The organism is Paenibacillus sp. FSL L8-0333 (genome assembly GCF_037965665.1).
Lineage (GTDB): Bacteria > Bacillota > Bacilli > Paenibacillales > Paenibacillaceae > Paenibacillus_AQ > Paenibacillus_AQ odorifer.
Genome location: NZ_CP150186.1, coordinates 3,751,820 through 3,766,058, shown reverse-complemented (window position 1 = coordinate 3,766,058; position 14,239 = coordinate 3,751,820). Strand labels below are relative to the sequence as shown.

The following is a 14,239-nucleotide window of genomic DNA, read 5'->3' as shown; positions in this document are numbered from 1 at the left end:
GTTTCAGAGCGGAGGTCTTTATGAAGGATAATAAATTTCAGCGGGAAGCGCTGCAAGTCAAAGAAGCTCAGGCCAAAATAATCAAATATGCCAATCCGCTAGAATCAGAAGACGTATCGCTAGATGAGTGTTGTGGACGTTATTTGGCTGAAAAAGTGATTGCTCCACACCCATTTCCTGCGTTTAATCGATCTAGTATGGATGGATATGCGATTATCGCGGGGGATACCCGTAACTGTGTTAATGGACAAGTTGTATGGTTAGAAATTGTGGATAATATTCCGTGTGGCGCAGTGCCTGCGGTAGATATAACTCCGGGAACAGCCGCAAGAATTATGACTGGTGCACAAGTACCGGTTGGGGCTGATGCTGTGGTGATGCTGGAGGTCACGGAGAGACGTGAAGAGGAAGGAAAGACTTACGTTGGAATTCGAAAAAAACTAGAAGCAAACAGCAATATCACACCTCAAGGTTTCGAATTAAGCCAAGGTGATCTTGTATTGCCAACAGGAAGGTTAATCTCTGCGGGGGATATAGCTGTTCTTGCAGCGTTTGGATTACATACCGTGAAAGTCTATCGTCGTCCCAAGGTAGCCATCTTTGCCACAGGAACAGAGCTGCTGGAAGTGCATGAGCCGCTGGAGCCTGGCAAAATCCGCAATAGTAACTCCCCTATGCTCGAAGCTCTAGTCAAAGAGACAGGGGGTGTTCCAGTAATGTTAGGCGCTATTGTGGATGATCTGGAGCTGGCTAGAAGTAAAGTACAGATGGCGCTGGAAACTTATGATTTTGTGATCACAACGGGTGGCGTTTCTGTGGGGGATTATGATATCATGGGCGACTTGGTTCGTGAACAAAGTGGTAATATGTTGTTCAACAAAGTGACGATGCGTCCAGGAAGCGTAACTACTGCTGCGGTTAGAGGTGGTAAGCTGCTGTTAGCTTTATCCGGGAATCCGGGGGCTTGTTTCGTTGGGTTTCAACTGTTTGCACGGCCTGTGATTTCACTGATGCAAAGTGCTTCTCAGCCTTTTTTACCGGAATGGAACGTTACACTCGGTACAGATTATAAAAGAGTGAATAATTTTACTAGATTTGTGCGAGCTCGCTTAGAAATAAAAGACGGCAGCTTGTTTGCTTATCCGGCACTCATTGATGAATCTTCCGTAACGGTCACGATCAAGGATAGCGACTGTTTGATAGTTGTACCCCCAGAAGAAAAGGGGCTATCTGCCGGAGATAAGGTAACGGTGATCAAGCTGCCAGGAGAGATTCGGGGCTAGATGTGGATGGTACTCTGCCCATCGATGATGAACAAAATTTCACCGCAGGTATTGGAGTAATTAAAGGTATTTGATATCCACGCACGCACAGAAATCGCCATAGAATTGCTAGGTCAACGGTATTATTTCCAACATTTCAACATATGAAAAATTCACAATAGATAAGCAAAAAACAGCATTCCTGCTAACCCAATAGTCGCTAACAACCGGTTTTAAAGGGAGGGTTACCCCAGAAATTAGAATAAGAAAACCCACTTACGTACCGTAAGTGGGTTTTTAGTGCAACAATAATCGGGTTAGGGGTGCCCGCCGAATGTAATTCAAATTTGAAGAAAAGCGAGAATGAAATGTCCGGGTAGACGACACAATCATAGCAATTCTCCTTTCGGAAGAGTCGCTGCTCTGCTGGTTGGAGTTATTAGCCTGCGCCAGTGCCGAGATTAATCACCCACAGATGCTTAAGGACTCAGATGATCTTATTTGCATATTTATCACCTTTTAAGCGGGGTTTCGGACCTCAGCGTCGCTATTTCATAGCATGGAGCTCATATTTGCGTATTTCAGGCCAATAGCGACCTTGAGGTCCGTTAGCCACCCAAATATGAGATAATCCTGCGTTTAAGGTCAGCTGAGTCCGATAACAACTCTGCACTAGCGAAGAGCGGCTACTCATCCGAAGTATGAGCTCCCTTTGTGATGATTAATTATCGACACGCCGCTCGATCGCCTCAGACATCGTTTTATCCGTTAGATGAGCGTAGATCTCAGTTGTCTCGGTGGATGCGTGCCCGAGCTGTTCCTTCGTTTTATAAATATCATTTTGCAGATAATAATCTGTTGCAAAAGAATGACGCAGCTTATGAACCGTAAGATACGGTTTACCAAAGCGTTTAGCGTACTTAATAATCATTTCTTGAATCGCACGTTTGGTCATACGTTTGCCTTCTTGACGCCCGTTAGGGAGAGAGATAAATAAGGCCTTTTCTCTCTTGGGTGTTTTGTAGCGAGATTGGCGCAGACTAAGATAAAGAGCTAGATCATCTTTAGCTTGCTCTCTAAAATAGACGGGTGTCTTAAACGTTTCGTCATTATTCCCTTTGCGGGTGACATAGAGCAGCTTGTTGTTAATATCCAAATCGTCTACGTTTAGATTGACTACCTCAGATACACGCAGGCCAGAGTTCAGAATCAAGCTGGCAATACAGGCATCACGCTCGTGATTCAATTGAAACGAATAATAAGCCTGTTTGTTGCCTTCCACATCCCGTCCATACCCTTCATAAATGTACCCCACAAACTCCAGTAATTCCTCATCTTCCAAAATCTTACCCTTTAATTTAGCGGCAGTGTCTTTTGGCTTATGTGTTCGTTTGACCTCAACCTTAGCCATAATGTTTCGCTTAAGCAATGGATAAAAGTTCTCGTCCTCAGCGATTTGACTTAAATAATGAAATAAGGAGCGTAATGCAGATAGTTTACGGGATACAGTAACACGAGTGTTCGTACCTTCGGCTCGGGTAGTTAGATGCAACCGATATCCGACAATACTGTCCATAAGTAGGGTTTCCAATTCTAGAAGCGTGATCTCGGTATTTGAGCCGGCTTGGGATAAGCCCTCTGCCCGCAACCAGCCGAAAAAAGATTCATAATCCCGGATATACTCCAGCAGTGTGGAGGGGGAGAGATCAGGTCGTTTATAGTCAATAAACTGCTGAACGAACCAGGGCATGAGGGGGAGCTTTTGATCAAGTTTTTTACGGTCATCGTTCTTTTGAACGCTCATGTGATTCACCTTTTTCCATAGATTGCATAAAATCTCTTCCTTCTATCTTAACATGTTTTGTCCCAGATTGGACTTCGAATGAAGGGAAAACTAGGGCCGAGCCTTGCTCCTGATGCCGCTAAGCTTTATGATGTGAAGTAAACATAAATGTCAGAGGTGCACATAATGAAACTTGAAATTGAGCTGGTTCCCAAAGAACGTAAGCATACTATAAGCAGATTAATGCAGTTCTACCTATATGATTTCACCCGTTATTTAGAATTTGATGTCAATCAAGACGGGGTATTTCCAGCCTATCCGGGTCTAGAAGCTTATTGGAGTAGCGGAAATAATAAATCAGCGTATTTGTTTAAGGTGGACGGGCATATTGCTGGTTTTGCTTTGGTGGACAGGTTATTGCGTAATCCTGAAGGCCAGTTTTATATGACTGAGTTTTTTGTGATGCAAAAATACCGCCGAAGTGGTGTAGGAACATGGGCTGCGCATAAGCTTTTTGATATGTACCCTGGTGAATGGAAGGTTTCACAAGTCCGTGCGAATACGCCCGCTCGTGATTTCTGGCATAAAGTGATCGGGGACTATACCCATGGAGAGTTTCAAGAGCGCTTTAATCCACAACAAGGCAATCCCAGCCAATACTTCAACACATTAACTATTAATCGAATTAAGAAATGAAAATCCGTGTGTTTTCGGGTTTTTCTTAAAGAAGGAGTTTACCATTAACAGCAAATGGAATGGAAAAGTGGTGCTAAGCGAGTGAGAGCTAGACAGTGGAGGATGACCAAGAGAGCGTCAAGAAGGACGGCTAGGAAACTGTATTTTTTTATATAACTGGCTAGCTATTAAGAACATATACGAATTGTAAAGTAATGAGCATCTAATGCTCTCTACTTTAGTTAACATAACATTATTTATGTAAACCAATTAAACCATTCACCATAAAAAGGGTCGTTGGTTTATTTTTTGTGTTCAAAATACCCAGTCAGTGAGGGCAATATTGCATATCTTATGATGTACTCAATTACAAAGGAGGAGTCAACAATGGGCGAATTTGCAGGAGGATACGGTGGTTTCACTTCCACAGGAGCTATTCTGGTTCTGTTTATCCTGTTGGTTATCATTACTAAAACCCTCTGTCTGTAATCCTTTAACTTCACAAATTAAAGGTTCCGTCAGTCTAAATGACTGGCGGATTTTTTATGTCCAGATATGTAGATTGGAGGAGGGGAATACATGTGACTAAGGATATTGACATAATACTAATCCAAAACATATATTAAACAGTGTTCAAAGATTAAACAGTGTTCAACACATGAGGAGACAAATTTATGACTAAAGAACAACGAAAAGTACGTGAGCGTGAAGAAATGAGGAATCTAATCCTGCAAAATGCAGCTTTATTGATTGCTGAAGAGGGAATAGAGAAGCTCTCTATCCGAAAAATCGCTGAGAAAATCGAATATTCACCGGGAATTATTTATCATTATTTTAAAGGCAAAGAAGAGATTATCGAGAACTATTTGCAACAAAAATATACGGATATGCTTACTGAGCTTCAGTCTGTGCAACAAGAGGTACAGCAGGAATTACCTCCAGATACACTTTTAAAACGATCATTGGAGAAGTTCATCAGGATGTCTCTTTCCACGGGTGTAGAATACCGGAATGTCATGCTAAACGATACGCCGGCTGTTCTTAGTTACACAGCTGTTCTATTTAGAGGAGCAGCCCAGGAGCGTAAAGCGATTGGGATGCTCTGCCAGGGCCTGTTCAGATTTGAAGCACAGAAAAACCGTGAGGAAGCTTTCGTAGAACTCACTGCTCAGGTGATATGGAGTGCAGCGTTCGGTTTAATTATGCGTTTGCTTGTCGAAAAGGATCTGCCTGATGATCAGGTCGAAGCTCTGATTTCATGTCATTTGGATTCAATGGTTGCTATTGCCTCCAGGTAAAATCTAAATATTTTCATGAAGGGAGGGGGAGGTTGTTATAAAACATATAAGGAAAGTCGTAGTGCTGTCGGTGTTGATTTCGGTTATTGCAGTGTTTGCAACAGCGGTTGGTTTGTTTTCAGATGGGATAAGTGATGGAACAAAATATACTTTTACGTCAATATGGGGCGAGGATGTAAAGCTTCAGGGGTCAGGAGTGTACAGCCATGATTCTGTCTCTGCGGCGGCACAAGCTAAAGCACAGGATGGAGTTACATTATTTCTTGCCATACCTTTACTGCTCAGTTCGCTCATCACGACAATTAAAGGCTCGATAAAGGGGAGGATGCTCCTTACGGGCACTCTGGGGTACTTTTTATATACTTACGCATCCTACAGCTTTCTGACGATGTACAATTCATTGTTTTTAGTTTATGTGCTGTTGTTTTCTTTAAGTTTTTTCGCATTCATCCTAGCTTTATTTTCCTTCGATAAAGAATCCATACATACTTACTTTAAAAACAGTTTACCTTCTAAAGGAATCGGCTTTTCACTAATGGTTATTGCTTTTATGATTTTATTTCTCTGGCTAGGGAAAATACTGAATTCACTACTGGGGGGAATACCGCCACAAGGGCTAGAGCACTATAGTACGTTGGTAATTCAAGTTTTGGATCTTGCGATCTTGGTCCCATTAGCAATTGTTACGGGGATTATGGTCATTCGTAGACAACCTTTTGGGTACCTACTGGCAACTGTCGTTGTTTTCAAAGGAGTTACATTACTGCTAGCAATTACGGCAATGCTGGCGGCAATGATCTATAGCGGTGTGGCTGTGTCTATAGCCGAGTGTGTAATTTTTCCGACGATGGCTTTAGCTATTGCTGCTTGTATGGTTATTTTGTTAAAGCATGTACGTGAACCCTTAAGATAATAAGTGACCAGCGAGCGGAAGGGAGCGATTAGAATGAAGACAATAATTATGTTTACCTCGAAATATGGGTGTGCGGAGAAAGCGGCTTATTTATTAAAATCTCAACTGGGCGAAGAAACCGAAGTAGTTAATTTGATGCATGCTAAAGAGCCGACACTGGAACGATATGATACGGTCATCTTGGGAGGATCTATTTATTATGGGAAAATCCAAAAACAAATGACTGATTTTACAGCAAAATATCAACATGAACTAGGGAAAAAACGAGTAGGATTGTTTATTTGTGCAGGAGCAAAAGGTGAGGAGGCCTCACAAGAATTGAAATCTGCGTTTCCAGAAGTGTTATATAACCAATCTGTGACGAAAGAAGTTTTTGGAGATGAGATCTATGAAGAGAAGCTAACTTTGCTAGATCGGTTTGTATTGCGGATGGTAAAAAGAAAAAATAAGAACGTAAATGGGTTGTCAAAAGAGACGATAGAGCGTTTTGCGCTTGCTATGAAAAGGCAGTGAAAGTGAGTGGACAAACGAACTGCTAAACGTACTTCAGGTCATAGTTAACATAATTATGATTATGTTAACTATGATCTTGACATTCAAAAAAAGTAGTCCTTCTTGTGAGAAGAATTTTACTTCCTCATATCGAGTCTCTGTTCATCGAAACATGAAAACCCTACAGAATCGTGCAGAAAAAGTCGGGAAGGTAAAAACCTTCTCTGATAACCTATAATTAACGAGGGGAGGCAACGTCATGGATACGCTGATACAACTGAACAAAGCAATAAACTATATTGAGGAGAACCTAACAAATCAAATTGATTATCAGGAGGTTGTGAAAATAGCCTGCTGTTCGGAATATCATTTTACTCGCATGTTCTCATTCCTAGCAGGCATTACTCTGTCGGAATACATCCGGCGTCGACGTCTAACCTTGGCAGCACTCGAGCTATCACAAAGTAATATCAAAATTATCGATACCGCTCTGAAATATGGTTATAATTCGCCTGATTCCTTTTCTAGGGCTTTCCATAGCATGCATGGGGTAAATCCTTCGGAAGCTCGGGTCCATGGACAATCCCTTAAGGCGTTCCCTCGGATGTCGTTTCAGCTGACTATCAAAGGAGGAAATGAAATGAATTACCGTATTGAAATCAAAGAATCTTTTCACATCGTGGGCATAAAAAAACGGGTACCAATCATTTTCCAAGGGGTCAATCCGGAGATTGCGTCGATGTATGAAGGGTTGACGCCGGAAATGATTGATGAGATGAAGAGATTTTCCGATGTTGAGCCCTCAGGGTTTATAAGCGCCTCTACAAATTTCTCTGAGGGGCGTATGGAGGAAAAAGGAGAGTTCGATCATTATATTGGCGTTGCCACTACGAAAGACGCATGGAATGGCTTGGATCAGCTGGAAGTGGCGGCCTCCATGTGGGCTGTATTCACAGTCGTCGGCTCTTTTCCGAGTGCGCTACAAGAGATCTGGGGGCGAATATATTCGGAATGGGCTCCGTCATCGGGATATGAGCTAATTAAAGGGCCTGAAATTCTTTGGAATGAGCACAAAGATATCACATCGCCAAATTTTAAAAGCGAAATATGGGTGCCTATCACTAAGAAATAAAAGAGTTTGGTTGGATTAATGAGACTGAGAGCTGAATATCCTTTCACTACGAAGCTGCCGCGAAAAACATTCCGGCAGCTTCGTCAAGCTATAGGCAGGATATTTCGAAAATGTTGTAGAAGTACAATTGGTGAGTCGAATGATTTTTGGAATGTTGTAGATTTCAATTTTTATGATTCAGACGAAGATTGAATCAATGAATCCTTCTATTTTAAAGGAGTCCTTATGACGAACGAGAAGCTTTTGGACTTACTAGGCAGTTACGATATCCAACAGCCTGAGATTATTTTCTTAAGGCATAACGAGAACAGAACCTATCGTGTTAATGACAGAACGGGAAAATCATATTTACTCCGCATTCATGACCCTTTTATAGATGACATGAAAGGTCTGCAACATACATACGGCGGCATTCTTGGAGAATTGCAAATGCTTGAGAAGCTGGGAAGCTGGAGCAGCAACGAAATACAGACTCCCGTAAGAAACAATGAGGGTGAACTTATTACGATCATTGAATACGAAGGTGAACTGCTAAACTGCTCCGTCCTCACCTGGCTGGATGGAAGAGACATGAATATGAATGATGTTAACAATCTTGAACTGGTAAAAGAACTGGGATCGCAAATAGCAGAACTGCATACTTTTTTTCGGCAGTACGAACATACAGGTATGGAGATTCGACCGAGTCAAGGTAAAGCTTATAATGAACGGATGATCCGTGTGATTCATTCGGGTGTGAAAAAGAATTTATTTACGCCTTCTGATGCTAATGTCATTGAACAAACGCTGCAATTGATCAACTCCCGGTTAGATGACCGTGGCGGGGAGGCTGGCCCTGACCTTATTCATGGGGATTTGTGTATGGGTAATATCATCATCACAACCGAAGGAGAGGTGCGCTTCATCGATTTTGGCTTTTTCGGTAACGGTTATGCCTTACTTGATGTAGCCATGGGAGCTATGATGCTGCCATCCGATCGAAGAGATACTTTCCTAAAGGGTTACTACAGAGAGTACGAAAATACAGCGAATGATCTACTTCAGTTGGAAGGTTTAATGTTGGTCGCTATTATTGGATATTACGTCTTCCAGATGGAGAATGTACATGTTCATGCCTGGATGCGTGAAAGAATGCCCAAATTATGCGCTGAGTATTGTCGCCCCTTCCTCAATGGTGAAAGTATATTTTATAAAATATGAAATGGAATGTTCATGGTTGAACTAACGAGGAGTGGTAGGTTTGATAAAAATTGATTATATCCGTTTATCACCAAACGTGTTATCAAAAAAATAGTAAAATAATACTGTTAAGCGCGATGGCTGTCGATGAGCATTTATTTCGATTATATTATAACAAGGAATGAAAGGGGGAATGGTGTTGATTGAACATAGCAATCTTGAAGAATTTCAAGATCCGGTAAATTACGATCTTGAATTTGACGGTGAAATGGACAAATATCAGTTCTATCTTGAGCTTGCTAGATCGAGTCCTGGGGAAGTGTTAGAACTTGCTTGTGGTACAGGCTTAACAACGATCCCCCTCTCGAAAGCCGGTATAACAATGACCGGTGTAGATATCTCTTCAGCAATGATTGCATATGCGCGGTTGAAGGCGAAAGGGCTGACTGTTACTTTTATGGAAGGTGATGCCCGTACCTTCGAATCGGACAAGCGATTTTCGATGATTTATTTGACTGGTAATGCATTTCAGGCATTTTTAAGTGATCAAGATCAAAGCGATTTGCTCACGACCGTTCACAAACATTTACAACCTCATGGAATCTTTGCATTTGAGACCCGTAATCCGGAGGGAACGGATTTATCCGATCAAGAGGAGACAGAATGGGGATCATTTATTGATAAGGATGGAAATAACGTCAAGGTATCAGGCACACAATGTTACGATGCTGGCCAGCATATCATGCATTGGGTCACGATGCGTGATTGGGGGTATAAACGAACGACTTCCCGGATTGCTTGTCGGTTCACGGATCCGAATACGCTGCATTCTTTATTAACCCGTCACGGCTTTCGCGTCGAACATCTATATGCTGACTGGAATAAAACGCCGTTTTCTCCGTCATCTTCATCTATCATTAGCGTTTGTAGGAAATGTTAGGAGAAACGTAATGCATTGCAATAGAACTCCCCCTCAGATTGAGGGGGATTTTGTTGTTCCTAAGTTTAGCATACTTTTCGCATTAAGAATTCAATCGGTCCGCGGGACATTCGTTTTCTCCACCTATGTGAGAAGATCACACATGTATCGGATGAAGAAAGAAGTTCTGCTCAATAAATAAAAAAGAAGTCGACCCTCTCGTTGGTCGGCTTCTAATTGTTCTATTGCGCGGTCAGGATTTGTGGACCTTCAGCGGTGATGGCGATCGTATGCTCGTATTGGGCGGCGAGTTTGCGGTCCAGCGTCCGGGCGGTCCAGCCGTCCTGATCAATTGTCATGTTGTAGGTGCCTTCAGTGATCATGGGCTCGATCGTGAATACCATGCCTTCCTTGATGCGGGGGCCTTTGCCGGGCTTGCCGACATGCATATAGGTAGGCTCCTCATGCAGGTCACGACCGATGCCATGAGCGAGAAGGTCGCGCACGACGCCAAAGTTGTTCGATTCGGCATGCTGCTGGATTGCGCTCGTCACGTCTCCGAGCCGATTGCCGGGCTGTGCCTGCGCGATGCCGAGGTCAAGGCACTCCTTCGTGACGCGCATCAGCTTCTCAGCCGCCGGTGAGATCTTCCCGACCGCATAGCTCCAGGCTGAATCGCCGAGCCAGCCGTCGAGCTCCGCTACCGTGTCGATCGTCACGATATCGCCTTCCTCAAGTGGCTTATTTGTAGGGAAGCCATGTGCAATTACGTCATTGACGGAGGCACAGGTCGCATATTGATAACCATTGTAGCCCTTCGTATATGGTTTGGCGCCGTGCTTCAAAATAATATCCTCGAATATGCGCTCAATCTCGTTCGTTGTGATGCCCGGTTTGATGAGCGGGGCAATTGTGCGATGGCATTCGGCCACAACCTGGCATGCCTTGCGGATGGCTTCGATTTCATACTTGCTTTTTAAGATGACCATGTTTGTTTCAGGACTCCTTTGTAATGGCTTGTATCGCGAGCTGGGCGATTCGATCGATGTCCAGCTCGGAATTGCTCGCATAGTAGTGCAGCCCGCAGCAGCCGACCAACACGGCAAGCATAAGGTTGATGCTGTCGTCTTCACGCTGCATAGTCGATTGGAGTGGAACATACAGCCTTTCCATGAATCGTCTCTTGGCAGGGTGCCGATCTTTCTCTGGCAAGCCTGTAAAATGTTCCGCTGCCATTTTGTAGACGAGATATGCGCGGGCATCTGACTGCCACAACTGGAGTAGCGTCTTGCAATACGTTAACAACTGCCTGTCGTCAGGGTTGTCCCGGCTGATGTTCGCCCATTGAGTCAGGGTTTGCTCACATCGCTCGAAGCCGCTGCTCAGCACATCTTCTATTAGTAAATGCCGGTTGGGGTAATAATGGTATACCGTGCCATAACCGAGACCAGCCTCGCGGGCGACGTCGCGAATATCAAAGCTTCCGCCCGTACGGAAGTAGGTATGCGCGGCGAAGTCCAGGATCTGTTCTCTGCGCTGCATACGTATGAGCTCATTTTGTTCTTTGGTACGGGGGCACATGGGCGCGTTAACCTCCTTTTTTTATATAGACCTGCAAATTTGTCAATATAAAGAGTGTAACGCATGAGGCGGAGAAATGCAATTATCCGTTGGCGTTCGATGAAAACAAGTATTAGACTGAATAATAAAGTGCTTACCGGGTAAGACAATCCTGAGATACGAATTTGCATTGAATCGCTTCGTCAGCAGCAAGTTCAAGAGCCGACACCGAAACAAATTAAGCGGGAGATGGATGAAAACAACAAGGACGCCATCATTGCGTCGTTAAAACGAAAGATGAAGAAGCTCGAAGAAGAAAATAAAAAGTTGCGAGAACAACTTAAGTTTTCCTATGCGGAGGTCTATCAATGGATTTGAGGGAATGACTGTTAGCTTATCCAGCTTACGGGCAGCTTAATTTAAGATCATACTCGGTGAACTGTATCATAAATAGGGGCAAGTTTAACCCTTGAAACCAGTGAGCTAGGATCAATTTCGTTTCGAGTTAATGTGAATAATATCCATTATTTTTAAATATGCGACAAAAATTGCATTTGAAGAAATATTATTGTATGATTTTATTGTGTTAAAAATTGGAAAATTTAATCGTCATTGTGTGGACAGTACGGATACTACTTCAGCAGTTAATTATGGCGTAACCAAAGTTTCTTATACTTATTAACTAAGGAGAAGCAGCCTTGCGTAAGAAGAAATATGTTAGCATAGCCTCAATTACATTGATTGTGATTATGGTCGTTCTATTCTTCAGTATGAAAAATGTTCTTTTCGACGGCTCTTCTAACAAATCAGAGGAACAGGCCGTCACAACAACCAGTGAGATGATTAACGAGACAGAGAAACCAGCTGCCACAATAACGAATAAGGGAACCAATGAAAAGAAGAGCGTAACCGCGATGGAGGCACTGCGCCTTGGGTACTCAGAGGCGAATAAGCTTACGGAAGAAGAGCCATTACTTATTAACATAACAAGCACGGATGACACTTCTGTTTCCCAGGAACGAACCGATGGTTCGGATGGAACAAGAGATGCTTGGAATCTCGAATTTGGCAGCAAGAAAGGGAATGTTTTTATTTATATCAAGATCGATAATGGAATGGCCATTAAGACTGATGTGAAAAAGCACGATAAGAATTTACTTGTAAAAGGACAGTATGCGATATCTGATATTCAAATCGATTCTTCCGATGCAGTTAAACAAGCTGTTGAGAGACTGGGGATGAAACCAGGAAATCCTGCTATAGCAGATGACTGGATCAAGGGGTATCATTTTACTATCAGCAGGTATAATACTGATCCTAACTCCTCCAAAACACGTCTGCTGCTAAGAGTTATGGGTATCTCGCCAAATTCTCCTAATCGTGAGAATGACAGTTTGAGAATGAGCGCTTTCTTTGATGTCAAAACAGGCGAATTGATGAGCGCTACCGAGATGACAGGCTTCGACAAGGATGGGAATACCATGTGGAAGAATATTGAGCTTAAATACTGATGACGGCATAAATAAATGAAGAAGGAAGATATTTTCGTAAAAATACAACATATTACCAAATAAAGAGTTATTATTGATGGAACTTACCGTGCGTTACTGCTCATGAGCAGACGCATGGTAAGTTTGTTTTTGTGTAAAGGCGTTATTAACTGTCTACTTGGTAAAGTCTATACGCATCACTCAAGTTTATTGAACTGGAAATATCCATTCTTCGAGGTGATGTATATGCTGAGTATATTCTTTAGTCCCCTGAACGGCGGTTAGGGCAATTGGAACCTAGCGGATCAAAGAAAGAGCATCCTGCAAAGGATGACCCAAAAACTCACCGTTAAAAACAGCGCGGTGAACTGTATCACAAGTTGTGGTAAAGTAGATTGTTGGGTTGAGCTAAGAGCAGCAATGTTAAAAATTGCAGATTGTTGTTTATAGATTGCTAAGTGAGGATTGAAAGGCTGGAAGATCGATGAATAAAGGGATGCAGGCGATTCGCAAAGCTAATAATTTTGAGCGATCCTAATAAAAGATGAGGTATATGTGATGCCAAAAAACGATAATATGCTGGCAATCCTATGGATGCTGAATTCGGGTGTTAAAATGACCGCAAAACAAATATCCGAAAAGTTAGAAATAAATATAAGGACAGTCTATCGGTATATTGATGCGCTAAGTGCCAGTGGAGTGCCTATAATATCCGACACTGGTCATAATGGCGGGTATAGCCTACTGAATAATTTTATCAGAGCACCACTGCTATTTGATATTGAAGAAAAAAAAGCACTTCTTCATGCTGCTGTTTTTGCAAAAGAAGCCGGATACCCTTTGAGTGAGGCATTAGGTAATGCGACATCCAAATTGAAAATGTATTCGAATGAGGAACAGGAAAGTGTTCTCAGCCGTCATTTAGCCGGATTTGAAGTTATAAACCGTAGGGGAGATCCTTCTATTCAGCCAGTATTAGCGGAATTGGAGCAAGCTGTAGCAAACGAGTTCTCTGTAGAAATTGATTATCACACACGCCGTGATGATCAACCCAAGACTAGGGTGATAGATCCCTATGGTATGGTGTACTGGAACAATAAATGGTATATTGTTGCATTTTGCCACCTGAGAAATGAGATTCGCAGCTTTCGGGTAGAACGGATTTTACAAATCAAGCGGACTCAAAACATATTTAAACGTTCCGAAGCTTTTTTGGCTCGAGAATTTTTTTTGCGAAATCTATTACCTGATTTAGTCGGCAAGGACGGGTTAATTGCTTTAGTTATCGAAGGTAGGTCAGAGGCGTTGGATGACTTATGCCTGCATTGGTTTTTGGGGCATCATCTGAAAGAGCGTACATCAAATCAAGCAATCTTTTTACTTGAGGAAAAATCAATTCATACCTATGTTCCTAATTTTCTCTTATCCTACGGGAAATCCATTCAAGTAATCGAACCACAGAGTTTGAAGGAAAAACTTGTTGGTGTGGTGTCGGAGTTATTGGAATATTATCAACTTTAATAACTTCACTGACAG

14 protein-coding genes are annotated in these 14,239 nt (G+C 42.6%); 11 read left to right on the top strand and 3 right to left on the bottom strand.

All coding sequences use genetic code 11. The features are described 5' to 3' along the window. Positions 1 to 20 precede the first annotated feature (20 nt). Positions 21 to 1,283 carry a gephyrin-like molybdotransferase Glp gene (gene glp, locus NYE72_RS16810; RefSeq protein ID WP_076179953.1) on the top strand — a complete coding sequence of 421 codons (1,263 nt, stop codon included), beginning with the start codon at positions 21 to 23 and terminating at the stop codon, positions 1,281 to 1,283. 700 nt (positions 1,284 to 1,983) lie between these two features. Here glp and xerS read toward each other — a convergent pair. Next, positions 1,984 to 3,066 (bottom strand): tyrosine recombinase XerS, encoded by a 1,083-nt coding sequence (gene xerS, locus NYE72_RS16805; protein WP_076316734.1) that lies wholly within the window; start codon positions 3,064 to 3,066, stop codon positions 1,984 to 1,986. Positions 3,067 to 3,231: 165 nt separating this feature from the next. Here xerS and NYE72_RS16800 point away from each other — a divergent pair, with 165 nt between their 5' ends. The 8 genes from NYE72_RS16800 to NYE72_RS16765 all read left to right on the top strand — a co-directional run bounded on the left by NYE72_RS16800 (position 3,232) and on the right by NYE72_RS16765 (position 9,674). Then, entirely contained in the window at positions 3,232 to 3,741 is a 510-nt protein-coding gene (locus NYE72_RS16800; RefSeq protein ID WP_052097079.1) for a GNAT family N-acetyltransferase, read from the top strand. Between the two features lie 366 nt (positions 3,742 to 4,107). Beyond that, complete coding sequence (locus tag NYE72_RS16795; RefSeq protein ID WP_197069683.1) at positions 4,108 to 4,209, top strand: sporulation protein YjcZ; 102 nt, start codon at positions 4,108 to 4,110, stop codon at positions 4,207 to 4,209. A gap of 185 nt (positions 4,210 to 4,394) precedes the next feature. After that, a complete protein-coding gene (locus NYE72_RS16790) occupies positions 4,395 to 5,018 on the top strand; it encodes a TetR/AcrR family transcriptional regulator (RefSeq protein WP_038571504.1) in 624 nt (207 codons plus the stop codon). Positions 5,019 to 5,079: 61 nt separating this feature from the next. After that, positions 5,080 to 5,931 (top strand): hypothetical protein, encoded by an 852-nt coding sequence (locus tag NYE72_RS16785; RefSeq protein ID WP_081384389.1) that lies wholly within the window; start codon positions 5,080 to 5,082, stop codon positions 5,929 to 5,931. 33 nt (positions 5,932 to 5,964) lie between these two features. Next, on the top strand, positions 5,965 to 6,444 hold the full coding sequence (locus NYE72_RS16780) for a flavodoxin domain-containing protein (protein WP_076099064.1): 480 nt from the start codon (positions 5,965 to 5,967) through the stop codon (positions 6,442 to 6,444). Positions 6,445 to 6,682: 238 nt separating this feature from the next. Beyond that, positions 6,683 to 7,555 carry an AraC family transcriptional regulator gene (locus NYE72_RS16775; RefSeq protein ID WP_076099065.1) on the top strand — a complete coding sequence of 291 codons (873 nt, stop codon included), beginning with the start codon at positions 6,683 to 6,685 and terminating at the stop codon, positions 7,553 to 7,555. A 225-nt stretch (positions 7,556 to 7,780) separates the two neighbouring features. After that, positions 7,781 to 8,755, top strand: coding sequence for an aminoglycoside phosphotransferase family protein (locus tag NYE72_RS16770; RefSeq protein WP_076099066.1), 975 nt, complete (start codon positions 7,781 to 7,783; stop codon positions 8,753 to 8,755). Positions 8,756 to 8,933: 178 nt separating this feature from the next. Continuing rightward, on the top strand, positions 8,934 to 9,674 hold the full coding sequence (locus tag NYE72_RS16765; RefSeq protein ID WP_080742510.1) for a class I SAM-dependent methyltransferase: 741 nt from the start codon (positions 8,934 to 8,936) through the stop codon (positions 9,672 to 9,674). Between the two features lie 221 nt (positions 9,675 to 9,895). On the opposite strand, the gene map is transcribed toward NYE72_RS16765, so the two are convergent. After that, positions 9,896 to 10,642 (bottom strand): type I methionyl aminopeptidase, encoded by a 747-nt coding sequence (gene map, locus NYE72_RS16760; RefSeq protein ID WP_036687603.1) that lies wholly within the window; start codon positions 10,640 to 10,642, stop codon positions 9,896 to 9,898. A gap of 7 nt (positions 10,643 to 10,649) precedes the next feature. Further along, positions 10,650 to 11,195 (bottom strand): TetR/AcrR family transcriptional regulator, encoded by a 546-nt coding sequence (locus tag NYE72_RS16755; protein ID WP_254924482.1) that lies wholly within the window; start codon positions 11,193 to 11,195, stop codon positions 10,650 to 10,652. A 716-nt stretch (positions 11,196 to 11,911) separates the two neighbouring features. On the opposite strand from NYE72_RS16755, the gene NYE72_RS16750 reads away from it, so the two are divergent. Continuing rightward, positions 11,912 to 12,724, top strand: coding sequence for a hypothetical protein (locus NYE72_RS16750; protein WP_036687600.1), 813 nt, complete (start codon positions 11,912 to 11,914; stop codon positions 12,722 to 12,724). A gap of 537 nt (positions 12,725 to 13,261) precedes the next feature. Further along, a complete protein-coding gene (locus tag NYE72_RS16745) occupies positions 13,262 to 14,224 on the top strand; it encodes a YafY family protein (RefSeq protein ID WP_076099069.1) in 963 nt (320 codons plus the stop codon). The last annotated feature ends 15 nt before the right edge of the window (positions 14,225 to 14,239 follow it).

Coding starts and splice junctions, on each gene's coding strand:
- glp (WP_076179953.1), top strand. CDS start 21: ATGAAGGATAATAAATTTCAGCGGGAAGCGCTGCAAGTCAAAGAAGCT.
- NYE72_RS16745 (WP_076099069.1), top strand. CDS start 13,262: ATGCCAAAAAACGATAATATGCTGGCAATCCTATGGATGCTGAATTCG.
- NYE72_RS16775 (WP_076099065.1), top strand. CDS start 6,683: ATGGATACGCTGATACAACTGAACAAAGCAATAAACTATATTGAGGAG.
- NYE72_RS16755 (WP_254924482.1), bottom strand. CDS start 11,195: ATGCAGCGCAGAGAACAGATCCTGGACTTCGCCGCGCATACCTACTTC.
- NYE72_RS16795 (WP_197069683.1), top strand. CDS start 4,108: ATGGGCGAATTTGCAGGAGGATACGGTGGTTTCACTTCCACAGGAGCT.
- NYE72_RS16770 (WP_076099066.1), top strand. CDS start 7,781: ATGACGAACGAGAAGCTTTTGGACTTACTAGGCAGTTACGATATCCAA.
- NYE72_RS16790 (WP_038571504.1), top strand. CDS start 4,395: ATGACTAAAGAACAACGAAAAGTACGTGAGCGTGAAGAAATGAGGAAT.
- xerS (WP_076316734.1), bottom strand. CDS start 3,066: ATGAGCGTTCAAAAGAACGATGACCGTAAAAAACTTGATCAAAAGCTC.
- NYE72_RS16800 (WP_052097079.1), top strand. CDS start 3,232: ATGAAACTTGAAATTGAGCTGGTTCCCAAAGAACGTAAGCATACTATA.
- NYE72_RS16780 (WP_076099064.1), top strand. CDS start 5,965: ATGAAGACAATAATTATGTTTACCTCGAAATATGGGTGTGCGGAGAAA.
- map (WP_036687603.1), bottom strand. CDS start 10,642: ATGGTCATCTTAAAAAGCAAGTATGAAATCGAAGCCATCCGCAAGGCA.